13 protein-coding genes, 1 pseudogene and 1 riboswitch are annotated in these 12,693 nt (G+C 70.9%); of the genes and pseudogenes, 3 read left to right on the top strand and 11 right to left on the bottom strand.

Annotated features, from left to right (window positions below; genetic code table 11):
• Positions 1-117: 117 nt before the first annotated feature.
• From OG306_RS02860 to OG306_RS02880, 5 genes and pseudogenes are all read right to left on the bottom strand, one after another.
• Positions 118-336: pseudogene (locus tag OG306_RS02860) on the bottom strand (GNAT family N-acetyltransferase); the annotation flags it as partial.
• Positions 333-1,253 (bottom strand): NADP-dependent oxidoreductase, encoded by a 921-nt coding sequence (locus OG306_RS02865; RefSeq protein WP_266744473.1) that lies wholly within the window; start codon positions 1,251-1,253, stop codon positions 333-335. The pseudogene OG306_RS02860 and the gene OG306_RS02865, both read right to left, overlap by 4 nt.
• A gap of 205 nt (positions 1,254-1,458) precedes the next feature.
• Positions 1,459-2,358, bottom strand: coding sequence for a TIGR03619 family F420-dependent LLM class oxidoreductase (locus tag OG306_RS02870; RefSeq protein WP_266744474.1), 900 nt, complete (start codon positions 2,356-2,358; stop codon positions 1,459-1,461).
• Between the two features lie 93 nt (positions 2,359-2,451).
• Positions 2,452-3,189 (bottom strand): SAM-dependent methyltransferase, encoded by a 738-nt coding sequence (locus OG306_RS02875; RefSeq protein ID WP_266744475.1) that lies wholly within the window; start codon positions 3,187-3,189, stop codon positions 2,452-2,454.
• Between the two features lie 134 nt (positions 3,190-3,323).
• Complete coding sequence (locus OG306_RS02880; RefSeq protein WP_266744476.1) at positions 3,324-4,163, bottom strand: hypothetical protein; 840 nt, start codon at positions 4,161-4,163, stop codon at positions 3,324-3,326.
• Here OG306_RS02880 and OG306_RS02885 point away from each other — a divergent pair.
• Together OG306_RS02885 and OG306_RS02890 are read left to right on the top strand one after the other, a co-directional pair.
• Complete coding sequence (locus OG306_RS02885; protein WP_371665093.1) at positions 4,162-4,932, top strand: cupin domain-containing protein; 771 nt, start codon at positions 4,162-4,164, stop codon at positions 4,930-4,932. The genes OG306_RS02880 and OG306_RS02885 overlap by 2 nt on opposite strands.
• Positions 4,933-5,017: 85 nt before the next feature.
• Positions 5,018-5,992 (top strand): SigB/SigF/SigG family RNA polymerase sigma factor, encoded by a 975-nt coding sequence (locus OG306_RS02890; protein ID WP_371665094.1) that lies wholly within the window; start codon positions 5,018-5,020, stop codon positions 5,990-5,992.
• A gap of 156 nt (positions 5,993-6,148) precedes the next feature.
• Here the strand turns inward: OG306_RS02890 and OG306_RS02895 are convergent, their stop codons facing one another.
• From OG306_RS02895 to OG306_RS02905, 3 genes are all read right to left on the bottom strand, one after another.
• Complete coding sequence (locus OG306_RS02895; RefSeq protein WP_266744477.1) at positions 6,149-7,057, bottom strand: NAD(P)-dependent oxidoreductase; 909 nt, start codon at positions 7,055-7,057, stop codon at positions 6,149-6,151.
• Positions 7,058-7,110: 53 nt separating this feature from the next.
• Positions 7,111-7,818, bottom strand: coding sequence for an adenosylcobinamide amidohydrolase (locus OG306_RS02900; protein ID WP_371666207.1), 708 nt, complete (start codon positions 7,816-7,818; stop codon positions 7,111-7,113).
• A gap of 67 nt (positions 7,819-7,885) precedes the next feature.
• Complete coding sequence (locus tag OG306_RS02905; RefSeq protein ID WP_266752731.1) at positions 7,886-8,023, bottom strand: hypothetical protein; 138 nt, start codon at positions 8,021-8,023, stop codon at positions 7,886-7,888.
• Positions 8,024-8,379: 356 nt separating this feature from the next.
• Here OG306_RS02905 and OG306_RS02910 point away from each other — a divergent pair, with 356 nt between their 5' ends.
• Entirely contained in the window at positions 8,380-9,411 is a 1,032-nt protein-coding gene (locus OG306_RS02910; protein ID WP_266744478.1) for a PRC and DUF2382 domain-containing protein, read from the top strand.
• A gap of 84 nt (positions 9,412-9,495) precedes the next feature.
• On the opposite strand, the gene OG306_RS02915 is transcribed toward OG306_RS02910, so the two are convergent.
• The 3 genes from OG306_RS02915 to OG306_RS02925 all read right to left on the bottom strand — a co-directional run bounded on the left by OG306_RS02915 (position 9,496) and on the right by OG306_RS02925 (position 12,433).
• Positions 9,496-10,281: an ABC transporter ATP-binding protein gene (locus OG306_RS02915; protein ID WP_266744479.1), complete on the bottom strand. Its 786-nt coding sequence runs from the start codon at positions 10,279-10,281 to the stop codon at positions 9,496-9,498.
• Positions 10,278-11,312, bottom strand: a complete 1,035-nt coding sequence (locus OG306_RS02920) for a FecCD family ABC transporter permease (protein WP_266752054.1) — start codon at positions 11,310-11,312, stop codon at positions 10,278-10,280. The genes OG306_RS02915 and OG306_RS02920 overlap by 4 nt, the downstream gene beginning before the upstream one ends.
• An 80-nt stretch (positions 11,313-11,392) precedes the next feature.
• The gene (locus tag OG306_RS02925) at positions 11,393-12,433 is read right to left on the bottom strand and encodes an ABC transporter substrate-binding protein (RefSeq protein ID WP_266744480.1); all 1,041 of its coding nucleotides are present in this window, start codon (positions 12,431-12,433) and stop codon (positions 11,393-11,395) included.
• 61 nt (positions 12,434-12,494) lie between these two features.
• Positions 12,495-12,684: riboswitch (cobalamin riboswitch) on the bottom strand.
• Positions 12,685-12,693: the final 9 nt, after the last annotated feature.

A 12,693-nucleotide genomic window follows, 5' to 3' on the forward strand; every position in this document is an offset into this window, starting at 1 on the left:
GGCGTTCCCGGGACAGTCCAGCCGGGTCGCGGGGGCCCCTGTCGTCTTTCGTCAAGCGAGGCGTGGGGTTCGGGGTGCGTAGAAGGTGCCGTCGCGGAGCATCGCGAACAGCACGCCGAGGGTGATGGCGCCACCGGGTCCGGCGAGGCCGGCGGCGTCGGCCCGGTCCGCGGCCTCGGTCGGGTCCGGGACCGCGCCCCAGGGCGCCACGTCCGCCGGGTAGCGCAGGACGCGGCCGCGGTGCTCGGCGAAGTGGGCGTGCGGACCGGTCAGCACGGCGCGGACCGGGTTGTCCAGCGGGTGCGCGTCACCGGCGGCGGCACGCGGAGCACTCACGCGTCCACCTCGATCACTGTCTTCCCGCGCGCGTGTCCGCTCTCCACGGAACGCAGTGCTTCTGCCGCCCCGGAGAGCGGGAAGGTCGCGGTCACATGCGTCCGCAGAACTCCGGCGACGACGAGGTTCGCCACCTCGTCGAGGACAGCCGCGGTACGGGCGCGGGCGACGGCCGCCCCGCCGAGCTCCACCGCCAGGGGCTTGCCCCCGGCACTGATCAGCGTCGCCGGGTCGGCGAGGAGCGGGGCCACGCTCCTGAGGGTGTCGCCGCCGACCAGGTCGAAGATCGCGTCGACGCCGTCGGGCGCCGCCGCCCGCACCCGGTCGGCGAGACCCGGGCCGGATTCGACGTGCACCGCGCCGAGCGACTCGACGAAGTCCTTCTTGGCCGCGCTCGCGGCGGCGATGACATGGACACCGGCGTGGCGGGCGAGCTGGACCGCGAAGACACCGACCCCGCCTCCGGCCCCGGTGATCAGCAGGGTCGAGCCGGGGGCTGGATCGAGCTGGCGCACACCGTCGTACGCGGTGGCAGCGGCGACCGGCAGCACAGCCGCGTCGGCGAACGACAGACCGGCCGGCTTGTGCGCGGTCACGGCGACGGGAAGCAGTGTGTACTCGGCGTAGCCGCCGGTCACCGGGTTGCCGAAGACCTCGTCCCCGACCGCGAATCCTTCGACGTCCGGGCCCACGCCCTCGACGACTCCGGCCGCCTCGCTGCCGAACACGGTGGGAAACGGCTGGGGCTCGCTGCCGGGCCTGATGTACCCCGTACGCAGCTTCCAGTCGACCGGGTTGACCCCGGCCGCCCGGACGGCGACGAGCAGTTCGCCGGGACCGGGCACCGGCACATCCTGTTCGACGAGGGCCTCGACCTCCGGTCCGCCGTTGCGGGTGAACACGTACGCCTTGGGCATGAGCTTCCTCTCTCCCGGTTGATGTTTCCTGGCGGTGACCGTGCACGGCACCCGGGCCGGTCACCGCTCGCCACAGCAGCAGAAAGGCGCCTTCGCGTGCGTGTATTCCCGTAACGCCGGGGTGTTCATCGGTCCGCAATACTCGCCGTGACGACCTCCGTGCCGTCTCGCGCGCCCCCCGCTTCTCCCACTTCTCCCACGCTGTTCAGCGGACTCCACCCGTGACCGGGTCCACGACCTTGTTCACCAGCAGTTCGAGAAGCCTCCGGTCGTCGCCCGCGGTGCCGCGCTCGGCGGGTGTGTCCGGGTTGACGTCGAGCAGCACATGGGTGGCGCCCAGCTCGCCGAGCTCCGCCAGATCGGCCCGGATCCGGTCGATCGTGCCATGTCCGGCGGGACGTTCACCGCTGAGGAGGGCGTCGGTGACGCGGATCTGCAGCCGGGGCACGAGCGCGGGAACGGGGCGCTGCTCGCGTTCGGCCTCCTCGCTGATCAACGGCAGCCCGGCCCGGATCGCGTCGAGCGGCAGCCGGTACGGGTGCCAGCCCTCACCGAGCCGGGCGGCGCGGCGCTGGGCGGCGGCCGAATTGCCACCGACCCAGACGGGCAGGCCGGGAGCGGAGGCCGGCGCGGGCGCGGTCCGTACGCCTTCGTAAGAGACGTAGTCACCCCGGAACGTCACGGGGTCCTCGGCCCAGGCGGCCCGGATCGCGGCCAGATATTCATCGGTGATGCGCCCCCGCTCGGCGAAGGGCACGCCCAGCGCGTCGTACTCGGCCCCGGACCAGCCGATCCCCGCACCGAGGATGAACCCGTCGGCGTTCAGGTTGTCGATATTGGCGGCGAGCCGGGCCGTCTGCAGCGGGTGACGGTACGGGATCACGGTGACGGTCGTACCGAGCGCCAGACCGGGTACCCGTCCGGCGATGTGCGCGGCGAGCACGAACTGGTCGTAGAACGGGGCCGGATACGTCTCGTGCACATCGGGGGTGACCGCGATGTGGTCGGAGATCATCGCGAAGGAGTACCCCAACTCACGTGCGTCCACAGCTTGTTGGAGGAGGCTTGCCGGGGTGGTTCCGACACCGAAATTGAGTATGTTCACGCCGAATTTCACAACGAGAGCCTAAGCGAGTTACGTGTCTTCTTGACGGCGAGTCACGGGTCGGCCTGGAAGATCCCGGAGACCGGCCGTGGCTCAGTCGGCTGTACGTCGCAGGACCAGAGTGACGAATCCCCAGGTGTCCCGGTAGACACGCAGCCATTCGGTGCGGCGGGCCGCGGCCGTCTCCAGCACCTGCGGGCTGTCCGGGTGGTCGGGGTGATCCAGGGCCCAGGAGGCGAGCGAGCCCCAGTTGGACCACTCGTAGTCGTCCAGTTCGCGGCGCGTGCTGACGTGACCGTGGACCGGAGTCCACCCGTCGGCGGCGACGTGGTCCAGGGTGGTCGCGAGGTCGGTGAAGTCGCCGAGCATCTCGATGGCCTCCTGCGACGGCTCACGTTCCCAGAAGCCGTCACCGATCAGAACGCGTCCACCCGGAGCCAGATGTGTGCGCGCCGCCGCGAGCGTGGGCACCAGTCCGCCGAAGGCATGCGCGGCCCCGACGCTGAGCACCAGGTCGAACGGGTGCGCGGAACGGAACTGCGCGGCGTCCTGATGGTGCAGTGCGAGGCGTTCCTGGACTCCGAAACGGCTCGCGGACTCATGGGCCTGCCGAAGGGCGTCCTCGGAGGTGTCGACGCCTTCGGCGAACAGCCGCGGGTGCGTGGTCAGGGCACGCAGCAGCCACTCTCCGCCGCCGCAGCCCAGGTCGAGCACCCGCTCGTCCCCGCGCGGGGCGCCACGCGCCAGGAGCTGTCGCACCGATTCGTCGTCGAGCGGGGACTTGATCGGGTGTTCGGCATGGGCGAGCCTGGACATCTCTTCACGGTTCACCGGCGCATCCTGACAGCACCGAAGTCCTTACGCACGCCGTTTTGCCGGTACCGGCCGGCCGCTGCCCGCTTGCGACGTGGGAGCGGCCAGCGGGAACACGAACGGGCCTGATCCCTTCAACTCCTGCATGTCCGTCAGCGCTTGAGGCGGTCCATGAGATCGCGCATGTCGCTGATCATCGCGGACTGGTACGGGGAAAGATCGGGGAGGTCCGGTCCGTCACCCACCGGCGCTCCACCGAGGTCGTCCTCGTACTGCAGGGAGGAGGAGAGAGACAGCGAGAGGACCGCGCCGCCCTCCAGTACGCGCAGTTCCGCGATGCCGTTGTCCGAGGTCAGCAGATACGCCTTGTCGCCGAGGTCCGAGACCACCTCCACCTTCACGCCGGGATCAACGCCGAAATCGGTCACCCCGCGCTTCGCCTCGAACTCGGCAGCGGGGTCGGTCTTCTTGTGCAGTTCCACCATGACGCCGACGGAGTAGCCGGTGGACCAGCGCTTCAGAGAGCGCTTCGGCCTGGCGGAGGAACGAAGAGGAATGAAACACCTGACCTGATCCAGCGCCGGGTCGGTCAGAACCCCTGATTCCACCTTGCCCGTTGATTCCCCCTCACCCGTGGACTCCCTCGGTGCGATCGCCGCACCGATCGCCTTCAGCGGCAGCGCCGGGCAGGGGGCTTCGTTCAACCGGTATCCGTGCATGTCCGGTCGTCGGTCACCCCATGGGAACGGGAACAGGAGCAGCGCCGCCGCCCACACGGCCGAAGCCACCACGGCTCCGCCCAGCGCCCACCGCCACGGCCTGCGTGGCCGCGGCTCCCCCATGCCCCCCTGGCCGAAGTTCATATACCCCTGACCGAAGTCCATGTGCCGCCGACCGAAGGAGTCCAGCACCTCGCCGGACACTCCCCCGTCCTGCGCCTCGCCGCCCCCGACTCCGCCCGGTTCGCCCGCCATTTCCGGCTCGGAAATCATGACGCCCCCCATTGATCGCATCTTCCCCTGCTCCGCCCATGATCCCAGCACCCGACCCCGTCCGCCGAGTGCCCGAGGTCGGGTACGCCGGGGGCGGGTACGCCGGGGCGGATCCGAGCCGTTCCTCCGGATCGTCAGGCGTTGCTGGTCGCCACCGCGGGTCGACCGCACGTTCCGGTCCTCCAGCTGCTCCGTCAGCCGCTGCTCGGCCCGGAGATCGTCCACGCCACGTCGCTGGACGAACCCGACGACGAGACCCTCGGGCAATCTGCTGTTCTCCGGCCACGAACAGGGCCGCATCGAGATCTACCGGACCCGGCTTCATCCGCAGGCCCGGAGCCAAGTCGGCTCGCACGGTGCGGACTCGGTGGAGTACGTGCTGGTGATGTCCGGCCGGGTGACACTGGTGGTGAACGACGTCCCGCACCTTCTGGAAGCGGGGGACACGGCCCGGTTCTCGGGACTCAGCAGTCACTACTACACCACCGAGGACTCCCCCGCGGTCACGCACACCATCGTCGGCTACCCTCGCGACTGCCCCGTCCGGGCAGCGGCCCCGAGTCGGGCCGCCATCGATTTCGACTCAACTACCGCTGGATATGCGTCGATCGGTCCCCATTGCACCGTCGGCTGTGGCAGTCTGGAGACGACCGCCCCACCGGGCTCCCCCGTACCGGTGGGGCGGTTTTGCTGCCCGGCCCGTCCGACCTCCGTACGAACACGACGGCCGATCACGGCGATTGCCGGCCATTACTGCGGTGTGACCTGATCAACTTCCCCCTTTTCCGCATGGGAACCTCCCGCCGGGGCAGACGCATGTACCTCATGGCCTACGACCAGGGGAGCGTGACGAGATGACGGCGCACACTGCGCGGACCGCCGGTGCGGAGCGGGCGGAGGGCGCACGGTCGACGCGGGCCGACATGCCGACAGGAACCGGAAGGTACAGGGTGGTTGCCGTGGAGCCGACGGAGATGGCGGGGTTCGCGGAGGCTGCCGCGGACAGCGGCAGTCTGCCGTGGATCGAGGACGCGGCAAAGGTCGCGCCTTGCGACGCGCGGGAGTTGTCCAGGCTGTTCTTCGATCGTCTGCGGGTCCTGGAGGAGGGGACCCCGGCCCACCAGTACGCGCGCAACACCCTCATCGAGATGAACCTCTCCCTCGTCCGGTTCGCCGCCGGGCGGTTCCGGAGCCGGGGCGGCGGCGACATGGAGGACATAGTCCAGGTCGGCACCATCGGGCTGATCAAGGCCATCGACCGGTTCGATCTCTCCCGCGAGGTCGAGTTCGCCTCGTTCGCGGTCCCGTACATCACCGGCGAGATCAAACGATTCTTCCGCGACACCAGCTGGGCGGTGCATGTCCCGCGCCGGCTTCAGGAGTTGCGGGTCGACATCGCCAGGACCAAGGAGTGCCTCACCACGGACCTCGACCGCGAGCCCACCGTCCCGGAACTCGCCAAGCAGTTGGGGCTGAGCGAGGGAGAGGTCACCGAGGGCATCGTGGCGGCCAACGGATACACGGCGGGTTCGCTGGACATTCCGGCCGATCCGGCCGACGCGAGTCGGCGCAATACGGCGGCCCGCACCTTCGCCGACGTCCTGGGCGGTCCGGATCCCGCCATGGAAACGGTGGAGAACCTGCATGCGCTGGCGCCGCTGCTGGGCGGTCTGGACGAACGTGAGCGCCGCATCGTCGACATGCGATTCGGTCAGGAGATGACACAGTCCCGGATCGGCGCGGAGCTCGGCATCTCGCAGATGCATGTGTCCCGGCTGATCAACAGGATTCTGCACAAGCTCCGCAGTGGAATGTTCGTCGAGGAGTGATCCCGGCGATCTCGCGGCCACTTGTTCGACCTGTTCGGCCTGTTCAACCTGTGCGGCGCCGTGGTCCGGCACGAGGTGCGGGTGGTCCGGCGGCCTCGCGGGGGCCTGCGGTGCCGGAGCGGATCGCTCCGGCACCCGGAGGACCGGCCGGCGGGCTCAGTGGCTCTCCTTCTCCGGGGCGCGGCCCGCGTAGTAGGTGGCGATCATGTCCTCGCCGCCGTGCCCTGCCGCCTCGGCGCGGGTGAATCGGCCGGCCGACGCCGCGACCAGGTCCAGCCGCACCCCCGACTTCTCCGCCGCGTCCAGGATGAGGCGGGTGTCCTTGAGCGCGGTGGACAGGGTGAAGCTGGGGGTGAGGTCGCCGGAGAGGACCGCGGCGGACTTGCCCTGGAGGTACGGGGAGTCCAGCGGGCCGCCCTTCATGACGTCGAGAAAGGTCTGCGGGTCGATCTCCAGGCCCTCGGCGAGGTTGAGGCATTCCGCGATGTTGTTGACCAGGTTGATCACCCAGGTGTTGACCACGAGTTTCAGCCGCGACGCCGCTCCGGGGACCTCGGCGACCCAGACCGTGCGCTGCCCGATCGCTTCCAGCACGGGGTCCACCGTCGCCCGGACGGTGCTGGGGCCGGAGACGAAGACCGTCAACGCGCCCTGTTCCGCAGGCTGTTTGGTGCCGGAGACCGGCGCGTCGAGGTAGACCAGACCCAGGTCCGCGGCGCGCCGGGCGAGATCGGCGGTGGCCTCGAACCCGACGGTCGAGCTCTGGAGCAGCACCTGGTCGGTGTGGAGCCCCGGCGCCGCGGCGACGAGCGTGGCGGCGACGGCGGGGCCGTCGTTGAGCATGGTGAGGATGACGTCGGCGCCGCGTACTGCTTCGTCCGCCGTCTTCGTGACCGTGGCGCCGTCGGCGGCGAGCGGGGCCGCCTTGGCCTGCGTCCGGTTCCAGGCCCGGACGTCGAGTCCGGCCCGCAGCAGGCTCCGGGCCATGCCGGACCCCATGATCCCGGTTCCGAGGACGGCGACGGTCGGCCGCTGCGGGGTGGCGTTGGCAGCGCTTGAGGACATGAGGGACTCCCTTGATCGGCCGCACCCCGGTCGGCTCGCGGCGCGGTGGGTTCTCAGGATTGCCGCAGCGCACCGTCGAGTACGGCAGCGTGCACGGCCCTGGCGAGTCGCGCGCCCCAGCGCGAACGTGGTCCCGCGAAAGGTTCGCCGAGGTCCGGCCCCGGCGAGGGGGCGGCGACGCAGACGGCGTCGGTGGGGGTGCCCGAGCAGTCGAGTCCCGCGTCGAGGAGTGCCTGGACTTTGGCCTCGGTGGCCGTGGCGACGGCGTTGACGAGTGCGGCGTCGGAGAGCGGCACGGGAAGTGTGACGACGATGTTGACCGTGCCGGGCCGAGGCGGGCCGCCGGTGCCCTCGGCGGGGGTGGCCGCCCAGCCGCGTACGCCGAGTCCGCAGGTGGCGGTGGCCGTGACGCCCTCGTCGTCGGCGACCGTGTACGCGGTGACATCGGCAGCCGTCATCAGCCCGGCACCGGGTCCCGTGAGGTGTTCCGCGGCGGCGATCAGGGCGAGGTGGCGGTCGGGGTCCATACGCGGATAGCCGCCGGGCACCTGGGCGTTGAGGATCCAGTCGCGCGGGCCGATGCCGCCGCCGAGCACGGCACTGCTGCACACCCGCCACCCGTGCCCCAGCCGCCACACCAGATGGTGCAGGTCCTCCCCGTCCTCGCGCCGGGTCAGCAGTTCGCCGCGTTGTTGGGGCAGCCGGATACGTACGGAACTGATGGGGCACCCCCGGTGGCGCGGCAGGACGACGGTCGGCAGTTGGCCGGTCGATCATATGCGCCGGGGCAGGGCGCCCCCGAGCGGTGCCCCACCCCGGTACGGACGGTCAGGCTTCGTCCCGGGCCATGGCGATCAGCCGGTCCAGCGCCTCGGCGTCGGCCCGTACCCCGTCGTGGGCATAGGAGTCGGTCACCCAGCGACACCGTTGCGTTTTCTGGATGCGGGCGCCCCCAGCGGGTGTCAAGGGTTTGCCGCGAATTCGCCTCCGCGGCGCGAATGTGCTGCTCACAGGCGGTGGCGGGACAGGTCGCAGCGGTGGCGTCGGCGCGAAAGCGGGCCGCCCGCAGGCATGCTTTCTCCGCACGGTCAGGAGTTCACTAACGGGCGCACACCCTTCACACTCACTCGATTGGCCTAACGGGAAGGTGGTGTCCGCACCGCCGTGACGGGCGGCCAGCGCCGAAGCGCCGCGCATGTGACGGCCGGGTTGCGCAGGCGGGGAGGTTGCAGCGTCCATCCGGGTGAGGCGCGATGGAAATCGGACGCGCCTCCCCTGATGGATCCAGCCACAGGACGCGCCCGGGCGAGGAGGGATCGGCCATGGGAGCCGCTGACGGTTTCACGGATTCCGGAGAGCTCGACGGCCTGACGGTGTACGACACCGCGGGCGAGAAGATCGGCAGTGTGGGCCGGGTGTACGTCGACGACAACACCGGCCGCCCGGACTGGATCACGGTGAAAACCGGCCTGTTCGGCATGAAGGAGAGTTTCGTGCCGCTCGCCGGGGCCCGTCGCGTGGGCTCCGACCTGCACATCACGCATCCGAAGGACCGCGTCAAGGAAGCCCCCCGGGTGGACGCGGACGCGCATCTGTCCGTGGCGGAGGAGGAGGAGCTCTACCGCCATTACGGCCTCGCCAGGAACACCACCACCCGGCTCGGCGGACGGTCCGGCACCACGACGTCCGGGACCGGCACCACGGCCGCGGGCGCGGCGGGAGCCGCCGGCACCGGAGCCGTCGGCGCGGCCGGCACCTCCGCCTCCGGTACGGACACCTCCCGCACCACCACGTCGGGCACGACCGGCATGGCCGGCGCGGGAACCGGTACGGGTCCGGGCAGGCACCGCGACACCGGGACGGCCGGCACGGCCCGGCCCCTCGTCGGCGCCGGGGCGGGTGCCGAGCGGTCCGCCGCGGACCTCGGCGGCAAGGAGGAGTTGATCCGCTGCGAGGAGCAACTGCTCGTCGGCACCGAGGAGTACGAGAGCGGCAAGGCACGCCTGCACAAGTACGTCGTCACCGAGAACGTGACCAGGACGGTGCCGGTGATGCACGAAGAGGTACGGGTCATCCGTGAACCGCTGCGGCCCGGCGACAGGGCGACGGGGCCCACGGACATCCGCGAGCAGGATGTCGAGGTGACCCTGCACGCCGAGCGCGCCACCACGCGCAAGGAGACCGTGCCGGTCGAGCGGGTGCGCATGGAGACCAAGAAGGTGACCGAGCAGAAGGAGGTCTCCGCCGAACTCCGCAAGGAACAGATCGACTACGCGGACGACAAGAGCATCGGGGGCGGAGACATCGGAGGCAAGGGCATGGGTGGCGAGTCCGGCCGAGGGCGCCGCCGCTGACCCCCGCGCAGAGCGGCCGACAGCCGCACGAGAACGCGAGTGAGGGGCAGGCCCCGTGAGGTGCCGGGGCCCGCTCTCTCGCCGTCAGGGCTCCGGCAGGAAGCGCACCGTGGGCCGCCCGTCGGGGCCGTCCGGAGTGACCAGCGCCCGCACCCGGTAGACGTCGGCGATGAGTTCCTCGGTGATCACTTCGGTGGGGGTTCCGGCGGCCACCACACGTCCCTCCTCCAGGACGACGATCCGGTCGCAGAACATCGCGGCCAGGTTGAGGTCGTGCAGTGCGATCACGCAGGTGAGGGGCAGCGAGGTGATCAGTGACAGCAGTTCCAGCTGGTGCTGGATGTCGAGGTGGTTCGTCGGCTCGTCGAGGAGCAGTTCACGTGGTTGCTGAGCCAGTGCGCGCGCGATCTGGACGCGTTGCCGCTCGCCTCCGGAGAGGGTGTGCCAGGACTGGCCGGCCCGGTCGGCGAGACCGGTCCGCTCGAGGGCCTCGCGCACCGCGTCGTCGTCCTCCCGGCCGGGCGCCGACCAGGCCCTGCGGTGCGGGACGCGCCCGAGGCGCACGACGTCCAGGACGCTCAACTCGACCTGGGTGACGGCATGCTGGTCGACCACGGCGACTTGCTGGGCCACGGCCCGGCGGCCGATCTCGTCGAGCCGCCGGCCGTCGAGGGTGACCACGCCCGTCTCCGGGGCGAGCACCCCGGCGAGCACCCGCAGCAGGGTGGACTTGCCGGAGCCGTTCGGTCCGATCAGCCCGACGGTCGCGCCGGGCGGCGGGGCGAGGTGGACCCCGTCGAGGATGAGGCGGCCGCCCGCCGCCCGGCCGACCCGCTCGGCACGCAGCCCGTCCGTCGCTCCCCCCGTCATGTGATCCTCCGGGTGCGGTACAGGACCAGGACGAACGCGGGCACGCCGATGAGCGCGGTGACGACACCCACCGGCACCTCCTGCGGATCGAGGACCGTCCTGGCGAGCGTGTCGACCCAGACCAGGAACACAGCTCCGGCCAGTGCGGTGACCGGCAGCAGCCGCCGGTGCTTGGAGCCGGCGAGTGCCCGGGCGGCGTGCGGCAGTACCAGTCCGACGAAGCCGACGGCGCCCGCCGAGCTCACGAGCGCGGCGGTCAGCAGCGCGGTCGTGCAGAGCAGCACGATCCGGGTGCGGGCGACCTGGACGCCGAGCGCGGCGGCGGCGTCCACGCCGAACGCGAAGGCGTCGAGCGTACGGGCGTGTCCGAGGCAGACCAGCAGCGTCAGGACGAGAACGGCTGAGCAGACCCACACATCGGTCCAGCCGACCCCGCTGAGCGAGCCGAGCAGCCAGAACAGCACCCCGCGGGTCTGCTCGGCGTCGGCGGAGGTCATCACCACGAAGGAGGTGAGCGCGGAGAACAGCTGCATGGCGGCCACACCGGAGAGAACGACCCGGTCGGTCGTGCCGCCCAGGGTGTGGCTCAGCAGCAGAACGAGGGCGAACGAGCACAGTGCGCCGATGAACGCGCCGGCCGAGAGCGACACCGCTCCCCCACCGACCCCGAGGACGACGACCACGACCGCGCCGGTCGACGCACCGGAGGAGACGCCGAGGACGAACGGGTCGGCGAGCGGGTTGCGGAGCAGGGACTGCATGACGGTGCCGCACACCGCGAGCCCGGCGCCGCACACCGCCGCGAGCAGGGTGCGCGGCATGCGCAGGTTCCAGATGATGCCGTCCCGGATCGGGGTGAGCCGCGTCCGGCCCCAGCCGAGGTGGGCGGCCACCGTGGACCAGACGTCGGCGACGGAGATTCGGGCGGGGCCGACGGTGACGGCGACTGCGACGGACAGCACGAGCAGCGCGACGCCGCAGGCCCACAGGATCCCGCCGCGCAGCTTCCATACACCGTCCTCGCCACGCAGCTTCCGTACACCGTCCCCGCCCCGCGCGGTCGGTTCGCAGGCGCGCCGTGCGTCCGCCGCCGTGGTCCGCCCGGTGTCCGTCACCCCGCGAGCCCGAACGTGCGCAGCCCGGCGGCGACGCGTTCCACGCCCTCGACCGTCCGGATGGACGGGTTCATGGCCTGGCCGCTCAGCAGGATGTACCGCTTGTGCCTGACGGCGTCCATGTTCTTCGTGACGGGGTTGGACTCCAGGAATTCGATCTTCTTCGTGGCGCTCTCGGCGGTCTGTGCCTTGCGGGTCAGGTCGCCGATGACCAGGACGTCGGGGTTGCGGTCGGCAACGGTCTCCCAGCTGATCTGCGGCCATTCCTCGTGTGTGTCGTCGAAGACGTTCTTCGCGCCGAGTTCCCCGGTGATGATCCCGGGTGCTCCGCAACAGCCGGCCAGGTACGGGGCCTTGGAGTCGGAGAACCAGTAAAGGAGGGTGGCACCGGAGGCGTCGATGGACCCGGTCGCCTTCTGTACCCGGGCCCGCAGCCGCGCCACGAGCGTGTCGCCGCGCTCCTGCACGCCGAACACCCTTGCCAGGTCGCGCACTTCGCCGTAGACGCTGTCCATGGTCAGTGGCTCGGTACGGGCTCCGTCGCCGCCGCCGCTGTTGTCCTTGCCGGTGCAGTCGGCGGGCGAGACGTAGGTGGGGACGCCGAGTTCCTCGAACTGTTCGCGGGGGGCGACGCCGCCCTTGGCGAGGGTCGACTCGAACGACGCGCTGATGAAGTCGGGCTCCTGGTCGAGGACCTTCTCCGACGAGGGCCGGTTGTCGGCGATCCTGGGGACCTTGGCATTGGCCTTCTCCAGGCCCTTCATCACCGGGTCGGTCCAGGTCGCGGTGGCGGCCAGCCGGTCGGCGAGGCCGAGCGACAGCAGGATCTCCGTCGACCCCTGGTCGACGGAGACGGCGCGGCGCGGCGCGGATTCGACGGTGACGGTGCGTCCGCAGTTCTTCAGCGTCACGGGATATCCGTCGGCGGAGCCGGACTTCGCGGCGGAGTCGCTCGTTCCGCCGCCGCAGGCGGTCAGCAGGACGAGTCCCGTCGTGAGCAGGGCGATGGTGCGGACGGGGCTGGATATGGACGGCACGGAGTCCCTCTGCGTCTCTGGGCCCATGCGCGGAGCCCGTTGTACGGAGTTCTGCGCCCGGTACCGGGCGCAGCCGCCAGCAGGTCTTCGGACTCGGGTTCTGTCGGACGGGACGCCTTCCCAGGACACCCGAGGGTGGTTCCCAGTGGCCGTGGCCCCGCCCGTCCCCCTCACCGCTGCGCGTCAGTTCCGGATTCTCACCGGATTCCCTGACTCCTACGTGGAGTTCGACTGGCCCAGGCAAGCTATCACGCGCGTCT

Source organism: Streptomyces sp. NBC_01241, assembly GCF_041435435.1.
In the GTDB taxonomy this organism is placed as follows: domain Bacteria; phylum Actinomycetota; class Actinomycetes; order Streptomycetales; family Streptomycetaceae; genus Streptomyces.